18 protein-coding genes and 1 pseudogene are annotated in these 15,051 nt (G+C 36.8%); 10 read left to right on the top strand and 9 right to left on the bottom strand.

The window, feature by feature from the left end:
- Positions 1-135: 135 nt before the first annotated feature.
- Positions 136-798, top strand: a complete 663-nt coding sequence (gene rpiA, locus HUE58_RS00495) for a ribose-5-phosphate isomerase RpiA (RefSeq protein WP_174606196.1) — start codon at positions 136-138, stop codon at positions 796-798.
- A 233-nt stretch (positions 799-1,031) separates the two neighbouring features.
- Here rpiA and HUE58_RS00490 read toward each other — a convergent pair whose 3' ends face one another.
- Complete coding sequence (locus HUE58_RS00490) at positions 1,032-1,367, bottom strand: M48 family metallopeptidase (RefSeq protein ID WP_174605149.1); 336 nt, start codon at positions 1,365-1,367, stop codon at positions 1,032-1,034.
- Positions 1,368-1,626: 259 nt separating this feature from the next.
- Between HUE58_RS00490 and HUE58_RS00485 the strand changes: the two genes are divergently transcribed.
- Positions 1,627-1,851, top strand: coding sequence for a sulfurtransferase TusA family protein (locus tag HUE58_RS00485; RefSeq protein WP_174605148.1), 225 nt, complete (start codon positions 1,627-1,629; stop codon positions 1,849-1,851).
- Positions 1,852-1,884: 33 nt separating this feature from the next.
- On the top strand, positions 1,885-2,400 hold the full coding sequence (locus tag HUE58_RS00480; protein WP_174605147.1) for a DsrE/DsrF/DrsH-like family protein: 516 nt from the start codon (positions 1,885-1,887) through the stop codon (positions 2,398-2,400).
- Between the two features lie 72 nt (positions 2,401-2,472).
- Here HUE58_RS00480 and HUE58_RS00475 read toward each other — a convergent pair whose 3' ends face one another.
- The 7 genes and pseudogenes from HUE58_RS00475 to pabC form a co-directional block, all read right to left on the bottom strand.
- Positions 2,473-3,126, bottom strand: coding sequence for a histidinol-phosphatase (locus tag HUE58_RS00475; protein WP_174605146.1), 654 nt, complete (start codon positions 3,124-3,126; stop codon positions 2,473-2,475).
- Between the two features lie 69 nt (positions 3,127-3,195).
- The gene (locus HUE58_RS00470; RefSeq protein WP_174605145.1) at positions 3,196-3,492 is read right to left on the bottom strand and encodes an SLOG cluster 4 domain-containing protein; all 297 of its coding nucleotides are present in this window, start codon (positions 3,490-3,492) and stop codon (positions 3,196-3,198) included.
- A gap of 6 nt (positions 3,493-3,498) precedes the next feature.
- A complete protein-coding gene (hemL, locus tag HUE58_RS00465) occupies positions 3,499-4,785 on the bottom strand; it encodes a glutamate-1-semialdehyde 2,1-aminomutase (RefSeq protein WP_174605144.1) in 1,287 nt (428 codons plus the stop codon).
- A gap of 29 nt (positions 4,786-4,814) precedes the next feature.
- Entirely contained in the window at positions 4,815-5,783 is a 969-nt protein-coding gene (locus HUE58_RS00460; RefSeq protein WP_246260852.1) for a DNA polymerase III delta subunit-related protein, read from the bottom strand.
- 45 nt (positions 5,784-5,828) lie between these two features.
- Positions 5,829-6,443, bottom strand: a pseudogene (gene tmk, locus HUE58_RS00455) (dTMP kinase); the annotation flags it as partial.
- 22 nt (positions 6,444-6,465) lie between these two features.
- The gene (gene mltG / locus HUE58_RS00450) at positions 6,466-7,398 is read right to left on the bottom strand and encodes an endolytic transglycosylase MltG (protein ID WP_246260813.1); all 933 of its coding nucleotides are present in this window, start codon (positions 7,396-7,398) and stop codon (positions 6,466-6,468) included.
- Positions 7,399-7,435: 37 nt separating this feature from the next.
- A complete protein-coding gene (gene pabC / locus HUE58_RS00445) occupies positions 7,436-8,263 on the bottom strand; it encodes an aminodeoxychorismate lyase (RefSeq protein WP_174605142.1) in 828 nt (275 codons plus the stop codon).
- 116 nt (positions 8,264-8,379) lie between these two features.
- Here pabC and HUE58_RS00440 point away from each other — a divergent pair, with 116 nt between their 5' ends.
- The 6 genes from HUE58_RS00440 (at position 8,380) to HUE58_RS00415 (ending at position 12,398) form a co-directional block, all read left to right on the top strand.
- Positions 8,380-9,111 (top strand): DUF1538 domain-containing protein, encoded by a 732-nt coding sequence (locus tag HUE58_RS00440; protein ID WP_174605141.1) that lies wholly within the window; start codon positions 8,380-8,382, stop codon positions 9,109-9,111.
- A complete protein-coding gene (locus HUE58_RS00435) occupies positions 9,108-9,848 on the top strand; it encodes a DUF1538 domain-containing protein (protein ID WP_174605140.1) in 741 nt (246 codons plus the stop codon). The genes HUE58_RS00440 and HUE58_RS00435 overlap by 4 nt, the downstream gene beginning before the upstream one ends.
- Positions 9,849-9,856: 8 nt before the next feature.
- Entirely contained in the window at positions 9,857-10,207 is a 351-nt protein-coding gene (locus HUE58_RS00430) for a P-II family nitrogen regulator (protein ID WP_174605139.1), read from the top strand.
- On the top strand, positions 10,207-10,611 hold the full coding sequence (locus HUE58_RS00425) for a CBS domain-containing protein (protein ID WP_174605138.1): 405 nt from the start codon (positions 10,207-10,209) through the stop codon (positions 10,609-10,611). Before HUE58_RS00430 ends, HUE58_RS00425 begins: the two co-directional genes overlap by 1 nt.
- A 100-nt stretch (positions 10,612-10,711) precedes the next feature.
- Positions 10,712-11,365, top strand: a complete 654-nt coding sequence (locus HUE58_RS00420) for a DUF302 domain-containing protein (RefSeq protein WP_174605137.1) — start codon at positions 10,712-10,714, stop codon at positions 11,363-11,365.
- An 88-nt stretch (positions 11,366-11,453) separates the two neighbouring features.
- Positions 11,454-12,398 (top strand): MBL fold metallo-hydrolase, encoded by a 945-nt coding sequence (locus tag HUE58_RS00415; RefSeq protein ID WP_174605136.1) that lies wholly within the window; start codon positions 11,454-11,456, stop codon positions 12,396-12,398.
- Between the two features lie 352 nt (positions 12,399-12,750).
- Here the strand turns inward: HUE58_RS00415 and HUE58_RS00410 are convergent, their stop codons facing one another.
- Positions 12,751-14,181 (bottom strand): leucyl aminopeptidase, encoded by a 1,431-nt coding sequence (locus tag HUE58_RS00410; RefSeq protein ID WP_174605135.1) that lies wholly within the window; start codon positions 14,179-14,181, stop codon positions 12,751-12,753.
- 83 nt (positions 14,182-14,264) lie between these two features.
- Here HUE58_RS00410 and HUE58_RS00405 point away from each other — a divergent pair, with 83 nt between their 5' ends.
- Complete coding sequence (locus HUE58_RS00405) at positions 14,265-14,984, top strand: DsbC family protein (RefSeq protein ID WP_174605134.1); 720 nt, start codon at positions 14,265-14,267, stop codon at positions 14,982-14,984.
- The last annotated feature ends 67 nt before the right edge of the window (positions 14,985-15,051 follow it).

Here is a 15,051-nt window from a genome sequence, read left to right as displayed (position 1 = left end):
TACATAGATACAACTTGGTAAATACCGCTTAACATGACGTTAAATTCTCTGAATTTACCTTGATTATTGCTGGCAAGAATGATTTCTTTCATCGTGTATAATTTAATCTAATATTTAGATTACATGGAACTCATTATGACTCAAGACGAGATGAAATTCGCTGTTGCGCAAGCCGCACTCAAGTACGTAGTAAAAAATACCATTATAGGCGTGGGTACTGGCTCTACTGCTAATTTTTTCATTGATGCATTGGCAACAATGAAAAACGACATCAAAGGGACTGTTGTAAGTTCTAAAGCAACTGCACAGCGATTAGAAGGCCATGGTATTAAAGTATTTGACCTTAATGAGGTAGAAGCTATTTCAGTTTATATTGATGGTGCAGATGAATCAGACGGCGATCTAAATCTTATCAAAGGTGGTGGCGGTGCGCTCACACGCGAAAAAATTGTAGCAGTGGTGGCTGATCAATTTATTTGTATTGCTGATGAATCAAAGTTAGTGGCAATGTTGGGCAGCTTTCCACTACCTGTTGAAGTTATTCCAATGGCATCTAACTATGTCAAACATCAAATCACCCAAAGAATTGGTGGAGCGCCTAAAGTTAGAGAAAACTTTATCACTGATAATGGTAACTTAATCCTTGATATTAAAGATTTGAAAATTACCAACCCCAAAGCAATGGAGGTAGAATTAAACAGCATTACTGGGGTAGTGACTAATGGGCTTTTTGCTAATCGTGGCGCAGATGTTTTATTATTAGGCACGTCTAATGGCGTAAAAGTCGTAACTATCTAATTAGGTAAATTCTGGTACAAATCTGTCAACCACTTTAAGCGATTAATTCTGACTGTTAAAACATCAAACAAGTCTCGCGACTGAGTGACAGATTCTGCTCACTGATAACAAGTAACACCTTCGCTTAACCTACCTTGCAATACCAATACTTTGGCGTTGTGAATATGTACGCAATCTAACTTATCAGCATTTACATAATAAATATGAAAGTAACTTATGAGAATGATAAGTACCTATATTGTAAGTTTTAAATAACGCTTTAATATACTAATACCCTTAGTGATTTTATTATTAGCTGCATAGTATAGCCAGAATTTTCCTGTCTTCTCACTAAAACGAGTTAGATGATTTTGAGTAACGTGCGATATTTCATGAGAAAGAACACCTACAAGCTCAGATCCAGAATCAGAACTGAGCAACATACCAATATAACCATATGGACCTGCAAAAGCATTAATATCATCATCATTCAGCATAAAAAAATCAAGATACTCAGATGGGTTTTCACTATGAGCAGACAATTCATAACCTAATTTTTTTAAATAAACTTGGGTTTCAATATCAGCCACCACAGAATCTGCTATCCCAAAATAATTTGTAAAAATTTATTACCTTATTTTTGCTCCTGTAACGACTCGAATAGGGTCAACTCAGGCGCCTCTAATGCAAACGTAGGCAAAACTATCAATATCCACATTACTAAAAGTTTAATCATGCACTTATTATATTTGACTCTTTACCGATGGGCGACTAAAATAGCCGAACTTATTAGTTATCTCTAATATGTTTATTATTTAAACTTTAAAAAAATATAAGGAGTCCACAAAAATGGCTGACGAAACTTTAGATGCATCAGGCTTAAACTGCCCATTACCAATTTTAAAAACTAAGAAAGCATTATCTAAAATGGATACTGGTAAAATCTTAGACGTAATATCAACTGATACTGGTTCAGTAAAAGACATTGAGGCTTTTTGTAATCAAACAGGTAACAAACTTATATCCACTGTTGAAGAAAGTGGCAAGTACATCTTCACCATTGAAAAGGTTTAAGTTAAGTATTAATTATTTTATAGGAAAATCATTATGTCAGACAGTAAAAAAATGACCATCATTGCCACCAAAGGAACTTTTGATTGGGCCTTTCCGCCTTTCATTATCGCCTCTACTGGTGTCGCAATGGATAAAGAAGTTACCATCTTCTTTACCTTTTACGGGCTTAATCTTTTATTAAAAGATACCTCTAAATTACGTGTTTCTCCTCTCGGAAATCCTGGCATGCCAATGAAATTGCCTTTTGGTCCTGAATGGCTACAAAAAATTGATTTTGGTCCAAAAATTCCAAATATATTTTGGTCTTTGCCATTCACAGAATACTTAGCTACTTATTTAATGAAAAAAACCATGAAGAAAAATGGTGTTGCAACGCTTGATGAGTTACGCTCTATGTGTCAGGAATTTGATGTTAAATTTATCGCTTGTGAAATGACCGTTGATTTATTTGGCTATACTAAAGAGGACTTCATTGATGGCGTTGAATTTGCAGGCGCAGCCACTTATTTCAATGAATGTGATGGCTCAAACCATAACCTTTATATGTAATAATCTATTATTACCTATTCAATAAAAAACCTCCCTTTGGAAGTTTTTTATACCACTTTCAAAAAAATAACATTATACCCAGTCCAAGCGCTTCCAGCCTCGCTCAATTGCAAGGGCATTTAGTTTATCATCACCATGAACAACAATTGGATAATCTACCAATTCCAACATGGGTAAATCATTATACGAATCTGAATAAAAACTTGCGTCTTTGATGTTTTCGCCAGTCTCTTTCAGCCATTTATTAAGATGATTAATTTTTCCAGATTGAAAGCACGGTTCGCCCTCAACTTTACCTGTATATTGGCCTTCTTTAATTTCAGGATTAGTGGCTAATAAATGTTCAATCCCATATCTAGCCACAATGGGCATAGTAACAAAGCGATTGGTGGCAGTAATCACCATTACAGTATCACCTTTTTCTTTATGCATATCAACCACTGCTTGAGCTTTGGGCAATAAGATTTGCTCAATCTTCTGGCTCATAAACTGCTGATGCCATTGATTTAATGTCTGCATAGAGTATTGAGACAAAGGCATTAGGCAGAATTCTAAATACTCATTAATGTCTAATTTTCCAAGTGCGTATTGATCAAAAAAATACTGATTTTTGCTTTGATAAATATCTGCATCAACAGCGCCAATTTCACTTAAAAAAACCCCCCAAAGAAAATCACTGTCTCCTTTAATCAGTGTTTTGTCTAAGTCAAAAATTGCAAGCGCCATTATAACCTCCTTAATACTAGCTAGTATTTGCTCTATCTCATCAACAAGACAAAATAAATTTAAATCTTACTAACTAATATAGCTTTGCTGTGCAAGCGTTTTAAAGTAAGTAATGATGGGTAAGCAAAATGATACGTCCAGCAAAAAAAATGCGCCTTGATTTGTAACTTGCATAATGCCAGAACCAGCGCCCGTTAATATGTTAAACCTATTATCAGATAATAATTTACTCAACTGATAAGCTTTTTTGCCCGAATCACGCTCTTGGTTAATTCTTTCAACGCCAAAAATAGTGATATTGTTGCTAAAATTATCCAGCAACTTAGCGGCATTAGTCAACTCTGATTCAACCACATCAATCTTCATAAGAATTTATGCCAACTTTGCAAATGCACGTCCAGCCGCATCAATGGTATTTTGAATATCTATATCGCTATGAGCACTGGAAACAAAATCTGCTTCATAAGCAGAAGGCGCCATATACACGCCCTCTGCCAACATTAGGTGGTAGAATTTTTTAAACAATTCAACATTACATTGTGAAGCCCCTTTAAAGTTAGTCACTGATTGAGAGTCGGTAAAAAACAGACCAAACATACCGCCCACAACGGTAGTAATCATACCGATATTGTTTTCCTTGGCCTTGGCTAAAATACCCTTTGTTAGCTTCTGAACTTTGGCATTTAAGGTGGTATAAAAACCCTCATCTTTTGATAATGTATTTAACATTGCCAAGCCTGCTGACATTGATATTGGATTGCCCGAAAGCGTTCCTGCTTGATAAACAGATCCTAGTGGTGCAATCGATTGCATAATGTCACGCTTGCCACCAAATGCGCCCACTGGTAAGCCACCACCAATCACCTTGCCCAATGTTGTTAAATCAGGTCTTACATTGTAAAGTGCTTGTGCACCACCAAGTGCGGCACGAAAGCCTGTCATTACTTCATCAAAAATTAAAATAATCCCATGATCATCACACAATTCGCGCAATCCTTGCAAAAAACCATCAATGGGTGGAATGCAGTTCATATTGCCTGCCACAGGTTCAACAATAACACAAGCTACTTCAGCGCCCACTTCACTTAGCACTTCGCGTATTTGGTCAATGTTGTTGTATTCTAAAGTCAGTGTGTACTTTGCAAAATCTTCAGGCACGCCAGGTGAGGTGGGCACGCCCAATGTTAAAGCACCAGAACCTGCTTTAACCAGTAATGAGTCAGAATGGCCATGATAACAGCCTTCAAATTTGATAATTTTGTCTCTGCTCGTATGACCGCGCGCCAAACGAATGGCACTCATGGTTGCTTCTGTGCCTGAACTGACCATACGAAGTAGCTCAATTGAAGGCATTAACTCGCATACTTTTTCTGCCAATATTGTTTCAATTTGAGTAGGCGCACCAAAACCAAGGCCGTTTCCCAAGGCGGTTTTAACAGCGTCAATAACCGCTTGATTGGCATGACCTAAAATCATTGGACCCCAAGAGGCAACATAGTCAATATACTTTTTACCATCTACATCAAAAAGATAAGCACCCTCGCCACGGGTAAAAAAAATAGGGCTGCCACCTACACCATTAAATGCTCTAACTGGTGAGTTCACCCCACCAGAAATGACAGTTTTTGCTTGTGCAAATAAAGTTTCTGATTGGTTCATGTCTTCTCCTGTTTGTTAATAAACGAGCCTTATGCGTTTTGGGTAATTTGTGGATATTGCTTTAAATGAATAATATGCGACCATACAATTAAAATATTATCCAATAATAACTTAATATTAACGGTGGTTTTTGACAATTCAATAGCATGATAAATATCATCAAGTAGTTTAAATAAAAACTCAAATTTTACTGCCTTGATGACTTGATTAAGCTCAATCAGCGCACCTTCTTGATGAATGGTTTTTAACCTAATTCCTTCAATAATAATATTTTGTAAACAATTTAAAACCACCAACTCATCATCTTCAAAATTTTTAATCTGTGTCACCATTAATGGATTAATGGCAATATTAAGCAACTGGTTTTGATAATTTTGATAATAGATAAAACTGCCATCAGACAGCTCAGACAACACCTTAAATGGAACACCATGTGTATTTTCTAATAACTGCGGAATATCAAAATCTGCATTTTGAGTTTTACCAATATGCTCAATTAGCCACTGGCAAGTTTGCCGACCATACGCCGGTGCAATGTGTATATTTTGACATCTTGATACAATCGTGGCTGGCAAATTTTCAATATGGTGTGCTAAAATAATAATGAGCGTATTCTTTTTAGGCTCTTCAAGGGTTTTTAACAAACCATTGGCGGCGTTCATGTTCATTTGGTCGCCATAAAAAACAACCCCAATTTGTAATTGATCAGCAGTTTTATTCAAAGCATCACAAAAAACACGTACTTGGTCAATACGGATATCCTTAGACCTGTTTTTGCTTTTTTCAACCATCTCTCCTGCGCGACAATAAATCATATTAGGATAATTTGAACGCCTGATTAATACAGGGTAATCCAAATCCTCTCTAATATTGTCTTTTCTAATAATAACGTCATCTTTTAACAACACGCCCACTAATTGTTGCATGAGTTCAAATTTGCCAATTTTTTCAGCACCCGTAATCAATAATGCATGAGGCAGACGATCTTGATCAATCATTTTTTGTAGTTTAGACCACGCATTTTCGTGCCAAGGAAGATTCACTAATGTTTGTAAAATGGTTTTGATTTGTTGGGTTGTCTGCTTAAGTGTTTTTGAAGCGTCAATGAGCTTAATTCGTTCAGGAAATTGCTTAGACCTTTCAATATAACCATCTCTCACACGATTAAAAAAGTCATTTGTTTCAAGTTCAATTCTGTCCTTACAACTTCTAGATTCAACCCGTGACATGCCTAGTGCAACTGGCACATCTAATAGTAAAGTCACGTCAGGGGTAAAATCTTGCAACACCCATTTTTCCAACTGAGTAATACGTTCAATACTCAAACCCCTGCCGCCGCCTTGGTAGGCGTATGAAGCATCCGTAAAACGATCGCTTAATACCCAATCACCTTTCTCAAGTGTTGGCATAATTTTAGTCCTAATATGCTCATTCCTAGCAGCAAACATTAATAATAACTCAGTATCACCATGCATTGATTGGGTGTCAGTGCTTAGTAATAATGTCCTAATTTTTTCACCCAACTCAGTACCACCCGGTTCACGCGTTAAAATAACATTGATGTTTTTTTTGGCTAAATAGTCACAAATAAAATCAATTTGTGTACTTTTCCCAGCACCCTCAACGCCATCAATGGTGATAAATTTTCCTCTTTGCATGTCAGATATTTTATATAGATATTTATTGATTTTTTAGGTACTTGTTGATATTGTCTTTATGCTGCTGATAGGTATTTGCAAAAGCATGAGTACCGTCCTTTTTAGCAACAAAATAAAGTGCACTACCCATGTGTGGATGCATAGCTGCATATAACGAATCTGCACCTACTGAGGAGATTGGCCCTGGTGGTAAGCCTTTATTTCTATAGGTATTGTAAGGAGTGTCAAATTCTAAATCTCGTTTTTTGAGTGGTGCTTGATAATGTTCACCCAGCGCATAAACCACACTTGGATCAGTTTGCAAGCGCATACCTTTTTGCAAGCGACGAATGAACACGCCTGCAATTTTGGATTTTTCTTGTGCATTAGCTGTTTCTTTCTCAATTAAAGAGGCAAGCACTAACGCTTGTTCAGCGTTTTTCAAGGGTAGAGTGTGAGCCCTATTACGCCAAGCAAGTTCAAGTTTTTGACGCATCATCTGATGAGCTCTTTTAAATACACTAAGCACACTACTACCATAATTAATTTGATAAGTATCTGGCCAAAAATAGCCATCATACGGATGGTTTTGCTTAATTTCAATCATGATTTCTGTTAAAGTTTTACTAGATTTTAACGCTTTCATATTAACCAACTTTTGATAATAGTCATCAATAGTATTACCCTCAATTAAGGTGATACTTCTGGTCGCCACTTTTGCAGATGTAAAATGATTCAACAAATTAATCACGCTCATATCCGCATTAATATCATAATAACCTGATTTAATTTTTGACTCAAGATTGAGCGATTTGGCGAGTAGCCGCATAAAAATACTAGAGTTAATATAACCCAGATACTCTAGATTATTTGCAGTTGAATAAAGGCTAGCCCCTTGAGGTATTTGGTACACACTTGAGTTATTTACCTTGATATCATTTGCCCAATATATCCAAAATAGCAAAAAAATCGCCACAAACACAAAAATAAATTTAAAATAAAAGAGGTTTGATTTAAGCAAGACTGATAGATGAGTGGTTATTTTTAGAGCACACAAAGGCGCTAATTAATCGATTTGTGACTTGATGATGGCTAAATAGTTGCTGATTAATTTTAGCCACAGGCTTGATACCCATCACACTATTGGTAATAAATACTTCATCTGCCTCAAGTAGTTCAGTCAATGACAAAGAACAAGTTTCAAGTTGCAGACCTAATGCTTGTGCCAAATCAAAAACCACGAATCTTCGGGTGCCTTCAATACCACAATTGGTCAGACTAGGCGTGAGAATCACTTGCTTGCGAATGGCAAAAATATTACCTTGAGTCACTGAAATGACCTGAGCATTTTCATCCAACATAATACACTCTTGCGCTTGCAATTCTGACCTTGCAAGAATTTGCTCCAAGCGATTACAATGCTTAATCTCAGACAATAATTGATTACTTACGTAGCCACTAGAACACACATCCAACTCATATTGCCAAGGTAAATCAGGCATAGGAGAAACAACCACAATACGAGTTGGCTTGATGTTTTTCTCATAGCCATAGCCTCTTGTACTCTCACCACGAGAAAGTATGATTTTAACCACCGCCCGGTCTAATTTGGAAATGGCAAATGCTTTAGCAATTTCTTTAAGCCAAATAGCTTCACTCACTTGATGAATTTTTAACTTATCACAGCCTTTTTGTAGCCTTGAAAAATGCTTGGACCAAAATAACAATCTAGTATCTTCAATTAAACAAGTTTCAAACAAACCATCACCAAATTGAACAAGACGATTAAGCGCATTGAGTTTGGTTTGTTTTTTCCCGTTAATTAATAAGGCGCTATTCATAAGATAACATTATAATTCAATATATGAGATATGGAAATCACTTATAAAAAAATAAATTTTCATCATTTAGCTCAATAATTCTCATCAAAAAAAAATAACGCAAGCTCAAGGTATTCATGAAAAAAACTGCTCGACAGTTTATTAACAATCTAATTGATAGTGCTAAAGGTTTAGCCCCTATTATGGGTGTAATTGCTTTTTTCCAAATTGTTGTGCTTCAACAAAGCATTCCCAACTTAATGGACATTATAATTGGAACAGAGTTTGTTTTATTGGGTTTAACTTTATTCGTCTACGGACTCAAACTAGGGCTGTTTCCTATTGGTGAAATATTGGCTTACAGTTTTGTCAAAAAAGGGTCAATTTTTTGGTTGCTTTTATTTGCCTTTGCCTTAGGATTTGGCACCACAGTAGCAGAACCTGCTCTTATAGCAGTGGTTAATGAAGCAGCTAAAGTCGCTCAACTGGGTGGCATTATCAATACACAAACAGAACTCAATAGTTATGCGCAAATATTACGCTTTACTGTGGGTATCTCTGTGGGTCTAGCTGTGGTGATTGGCGTGCTCAGAATTTTAAAAGGTTGGCCAATACAATACTTAATTATTGGTGGTTACCTCCTAGTAATTGTTACGACTTTTTTTGCGCCAGACTTTATCATTGGCATCGCTTATGACTCGGGTGGTGTGACTACCAGTACTATTACTGTACCGCTACTCACTGCACTTGGCGTTGGCTTAGCAAGTTCAATTAGTGGCAGAAACCCGTTAACCGATGGCTTTGGCATGATTGCCATTGCCTCACTATTGCCCATTATTGCGGTGATGTTATTTGGTATATTGCTATGAGCCTAGTGGATAATCTTATTAGCATGTTTTGGGATGTAACCCCTATTGCGGTGGTGTTGTTTGGTTTTCAAATTATCATTCTTAGACAAAAAATACCACATTTAAAGAAGATTATTATCGGGTTTATTTTGGTGTGGGTTGGACTCACTTTATTTATTGTTGGCTTAGAAAAAGCACTATTCCCTCTAGGAAAATTAATGGCAAACCAGCTTACATCAAGTAATTTTATCGGCAGTGACAGACTTGGCTGGGGTGATTATTATTGGGTTTATATTTTTGCAGCTAGCATTGGTTTTGCCACAACCATTGCTGAGCCATCCTTATTAGCGGTTGCCATTAAGGCCAACCAAGTCTCTGGTGGTTTTATCAAAGTATGGCCTTTACGAATTGCAGTTGCCATTGGTGTGGCTGTGGGTATTGCCATAGGGAGTTTTCGCATTGTGGCTGGATTGCCACTACATTACTTTATTATTACTGGCTACGCTGTTGTACTGATACAAACCTATTTTGCACCTAAAAATATTATTGCACTTGCCTATGATTCTGGCGGTGTCACCACATCTACCGTAACCGTGCCACTGGTTGCAGCCCTTGGACTTGGACTTGCGAGTACAATTGATGGACGCTCTGCACTTATTGATGGTTTTGGTTTAATCGCCTTTGCCTCACTATTTCCCATTATGAGCGTGATGGCTTACGTACAAATTATGAAATTTTTAAAACAAGATAAAAAATAAGGGAGATTATGCACTTTAAACTAATTATCGCTTTTGTTGATTCTGACAAAACTGACAAAATACTTGAGGCTGCTAGAGCAAAAGGCGCCACAGGTTCAACCATTATCTCTCAAGCACGAGGAGAGGGTCTCAAGCACAATAAAACATTTTTAGGACTCAACATTGAAACACCTAGAGATGTCTTATTACTACTTGTAGAACAACATTTTTCTAGAGATATACTAGAAACAATTGCTGATACAGGCCACTTTGAATCCAATCCACAAGAAGGGATTGCTTTTCAAATTGATGTCGAGGATGCTGTTGGCGTCATGCATCAAATTCATGCACTAGAACACACCATAGAGGAGAAAATATAATGACGAATAATACAACACCAACCCTAGTAAAAGATGTTATGTGGACACAGGTCGATATTGTTGATTCAAAGTGTACCGTGCAAAATGCACTTAATGACATGCAACATAAAAAAACTAAAATGCTTTTAGTTGATAAATCTCATGAGTATGACGAATACGGCGTAGTGCTGATTGCTGACATTGCCTCTAAAGTCATTGCCAAAGACCGAGCCCTTGACCGAGTCAATGTATATGAAATTATGAACAAACCTGTCATCTCAGTTCGACCTGATATGGACATTCGCTATTGCGCAAGACTATTAACAAATTTTGGTTTGTCTCGTTGTCCAGTTTTGGATAATGAAAAAATTATTGGCATGGTTAGCTTAACCAGCATTGTTTTTAATGGTTTACGGGTTGTATAGTAAAAAATATTAACAAATTAACATATAGTGATATATTCACTATTTTATTTCAACCTGCTAGAATGCTGAATTATCTTAGTCTTAACAATAGGAAAGAGAAATGAGTGGAATTGTCAATCTAATCAAATGGTTGTTAATTGTCATCGGCGCTATTACAACTTATTATGCCGTATCACTACAAATCAAATACGATGGTGTGACTGGAAAGATCATTAGTGAAATGATTTCACCAAAACTACACCCAGAGTCTATGGCCAAAGTCTATATGCCAATGGCAAATACTTTATTGGATACAGGTGATATTACCATGGCATCTGTTGTGCGCGTTAAAGTAGCTGATGACGTTTTAAATGAGGATGTAGAAGAGGCGATGGAAAGTATCGCAACTGCTGAAAGTATTCGCTCTGTTGGCATGTTGCCATTGTCAGAAATGGTTGAAATTCAAACCAATTCAGAAGGCGTCACCAAAGGTCATCCAGATTTTAAAAAACAACGTTTCTTAAAAATTTACCAATATTGTTCACCGCGTACAGCCATGATTATGGTTGATCACTCAGATGCATTTTCAGCTTATTTACCTTGTCGTATCGCACTTATTGAAGACAAATCTGGACAAAGATGGCTCTATACACTAGACATGAATGCCATGATTTATGGTGGTGCCCCACTACCAGATTACTTACTTGAAAAAGCACTGGCAGTTCAAAAAACCATGAATGCTATTCAAAATGGCGGTGCAGAGGGAGATTTTTAGAAAAACCTCTCACTATATTCAAAGAACCGTCTTTTAGGCGGTTTTTTTATATCAGAAAAAAACTTAAATTTACTTAAAGGTATAAAAAATGAAGCCCATTTATCATGAATTAGGTTTTAATGTCACTTGCATTGACACACAACACATACGCAAAGACTTTGTGGCTAGCTATTTAATTGAAGACAATGGACAAGCTGCTTTTATTGATACAGGCTGCCATCTTTCAGTGCCAACCCTACTGGCTACACTAAATGCAAAAAATATTAGCCGTGAAAGTGTCGACTATATTCTATTAACCCACATTCATATAGACCATGCAGGTGGTGCAGGTGAACTTATCAAGCATCTACCTAATGCCATGGTTTATGTGCACGAATATGGCTACAAGCATTTAATTGACCCTTCAAAATTATGCGCAGGCGTTGTGCAAGTTTATGGCGAGTTGTTTTTTAAGCAATTTTTAGGCGATTTAATCCCCATATCAAAACAACGTATCATCATTGCCAAAGATAGTGATGAAGTAACGTTGGGCAAGCGAATATTAAGATTTATCGATACACCAGGACATGCACGCCACCACGTGTGTATTTGGGATGAAAAATCACGTGGCATTTTTTCTGGTGATACACTCGGTGTGAGTTATCGAGAATTTAACATTAGTCAAGGTAAGCTCATTTTCCCGCCCACTACTCCCATACAGTTTGACCCAGGAGTGTGGAAAAAAACCATCAATCAGTTAATGAGTCTTAAACCAAAATACGCTTATTTAACACACTTTAACCGCATTGATTTTGACCAAGATTCAGCCAATATGCTCATTGAACATATTAATGGATTTGTTAATATTGCCAACACCTTAAAAACACAACCTAATCGCGTTAAAGCCATTAAAGAAGCTCTTCTTAATTATCTATTAACACTTGCTAGTAAACAAGGTGTAACGCTTGATGAACAACAACAAATCAAACTCTTTAAGGGTGATTTAGGAATTTGCGCCCAAGGTCTTAATGTTTGGCTTGACCATCAAAACTAAATTAGAAAAAATAATCGTTGGCAGTGGTGGTTGAGTAACAAAGGTAAAAATAGACAAGGTATTAAAGAAATTAAAGATTTCAGCCAAGGGAAAAGACTCTTAAAACTAGAGAGTTTAAGGAAGTGCCACCTGTGCATATTATTCGAAAAAAGCTAAATCTATCTCAATTTAACTTTGCTAATTTAATCGGCGTTAGCGTTCTCGTACCATACAAGATTAGGAGCGAGGAAAAAGAAACCCAACAGGGGTCGCAAAATCCTTACTCAGAATTTCTGAACAAAAACCAGAAATATTTACGCAAATACACTAAAAAAGCACTTGCAATAAGCAACCATTTGTGAAAATTTAAGTACTAAACACCGACTTTATCCATAATAAATTGCGTTAATAGTGATACCGGTCGTCCTGTTGCGCCTTTTTTATCACCACTTAACCACGCCGTACCTGCAATGTCCAAATGCGCCCAGCGATAATCTTGGGTAAATCTAGATAAAAAACACCCGGCAGTAATAGAAGCTGCTTCACGCCCGCCAATATTTGCCATATCAGCAAAATTTGATTTCAGCAATTCATCATACTCATCTTCAATGGGTAATTGCCACACGCCATCAAGCGCAGTTTTAGAAGCGTTGATAATATCATCAGCCAAATCTTGGTCATTACTCATAAGCCCTGAATTGTGCTTACCTAATGCAATAATCACTGCACCCGTAAGTGTGGCAACATCAATCACCACTTTTGGGTCAAACCTCTTAACATAAGTAAGTGCATCACACAAAATCAAACGCCCTTCTGCATCTGTGTTCAAAATTTCAATCGTTTGTCCTGACATAGACTTAACAACATCACCAGGTTTAGAGGCATTATGCGCTGGCATATTCTCAACACTTGGCACCACAACAACTAAATTAATGTTTGGCTTAATTTGCGCAATAGCACGCATTGCACCTAATACGCAAGCTGCGCCACACATATCATATTTCATCTCATCCATACCTGCACCAGGTTTAAGTGAGATACCGCCACTATCAAAAGTAACGCCTTTACCCACTAGTACAATCGGCTTTTCATTGCCATTACCTTGATAACTTAAACTAATGAGTTTTGGCGGCTCGATTGAGCCTTTAGAAACTGACAATAGAGACTCCATACCAAGTTTATCCATGTCCGACTCTTCCAGGACTTCATACTCAAGATTAAATTCCTTAGCCAAAGACATGGCTGCATCTGCCAAATAACTAGGTGTACAGACATTGGATGGTAAATCCCCTAGATGACGTGTCAAAGACATACCATCAGCAATTGCCTGACCTTGCATTAAGGCCTGTGTATTGTCTATACTAGATTGAACAGCAATGTGCTCAATACTACTACTTGACTTACTATCATCACCTATTTTTTGAATTTCATAAGTTGCATTACGCATTACCTTAGCAGTTGTTTCATGTACCCACGATTCATCAAAACCTTTAATTTCAACATTCTGAATCATTAAATTTTTAGCCTTCATCTCAGCAAGTACAACACTCACAGCACTCAGCGCTTTAACATAATCTTTAGCGTTTACAACTGCATCACCAAGCCCAGCAACAATTATCTGTTTGGATTTAAAACCAGCAACCAAACTTAATAATAAAACCTTTCCAGACTTAGACTCAAAATGATTAAGTTCAATTAATTTTTGAACATTCTCATCATCAAAAACCGTATCAGCATTAGAAAATACAACCACGCCATCGCCCTCAAAATTCTGAATTGTTTCATTAATCAGTGAAAATTCCATCTCATTTACCTCATCAAAAATATAATGCCCATATTCTACCCAAAAAGGTAAAATTAATTGATTTATTCAACCAATTATTCATTATGTTTAAATTACTATTTATCGCAATTATCTTACTTGTTAATAGTGCTTTTGCAAACAAAGATACAATCATCAATAGTCTGTATCCATTCTTTGGCACAATTGGCAAACAAGATATTGTCAAAACACCGTTTGATGGTATTTTTGAGGTAATTGTTCATGACCCCATTGATTCTCTTTTAATATCTGAAGATGGCCGTTATTTAATCCAAGGCGATGTTGTTGATCTAACCACTAAACAATTAATGCCAATGAGTGGCAAGGTTAAATTGATTAAACAAACTTTAATTAACACAATTAATGATCACGATAAAATTATTTACCCAGCAAAAAATGAAAAATACATCATTCATGTATTTACTGATGTTGACTGCCCATTTTGTAAAAAACTCCATTATGGCATGAAGCAGATGAATGATTTGGGTATTACCGTTAAACACCTTGCTTCGCCACTCGCATCCTTGCATCCAACAGCGCAAGGAAAAATGGAAAAAATTTGGTGCGCTGATGATCCACTCAAAGCGATGGATGATTATAAGAAAAATAACATTGTGCCCAACTCAAAAGCTTGTCATAACCCAGTGGCTGATCAATTGGCAATTTCTAAGCAACTCGGTGTGAATGGCACGCCTGCCATCTTCTTGAGTGATGGCACTCATTTGCCTGGTTATGTGCCACCTGCCATCTTATTACAAAAAATCAAAGCAACGATTGAGAAATAACACTAGAGGCGATTTGTTCGGTTGTTCTTGAGAAAAAATCGCTCAGCGCTTTTAACTATCCAGAAGA

This window comes from Candidatus Ruthia endofausta (assembly GCF_013342985.1).
Lineage (GTDB): Bacteria > Pseudomonadota > Gammaproteobacteria > PS1 > Pseudothioglobaceae > Ruthia > Ruthia endofausta.
Note: the sequence above shows the minus strand (reverse complement) of the source record. Positions and strands in the feature narration are given on the sequence as shown.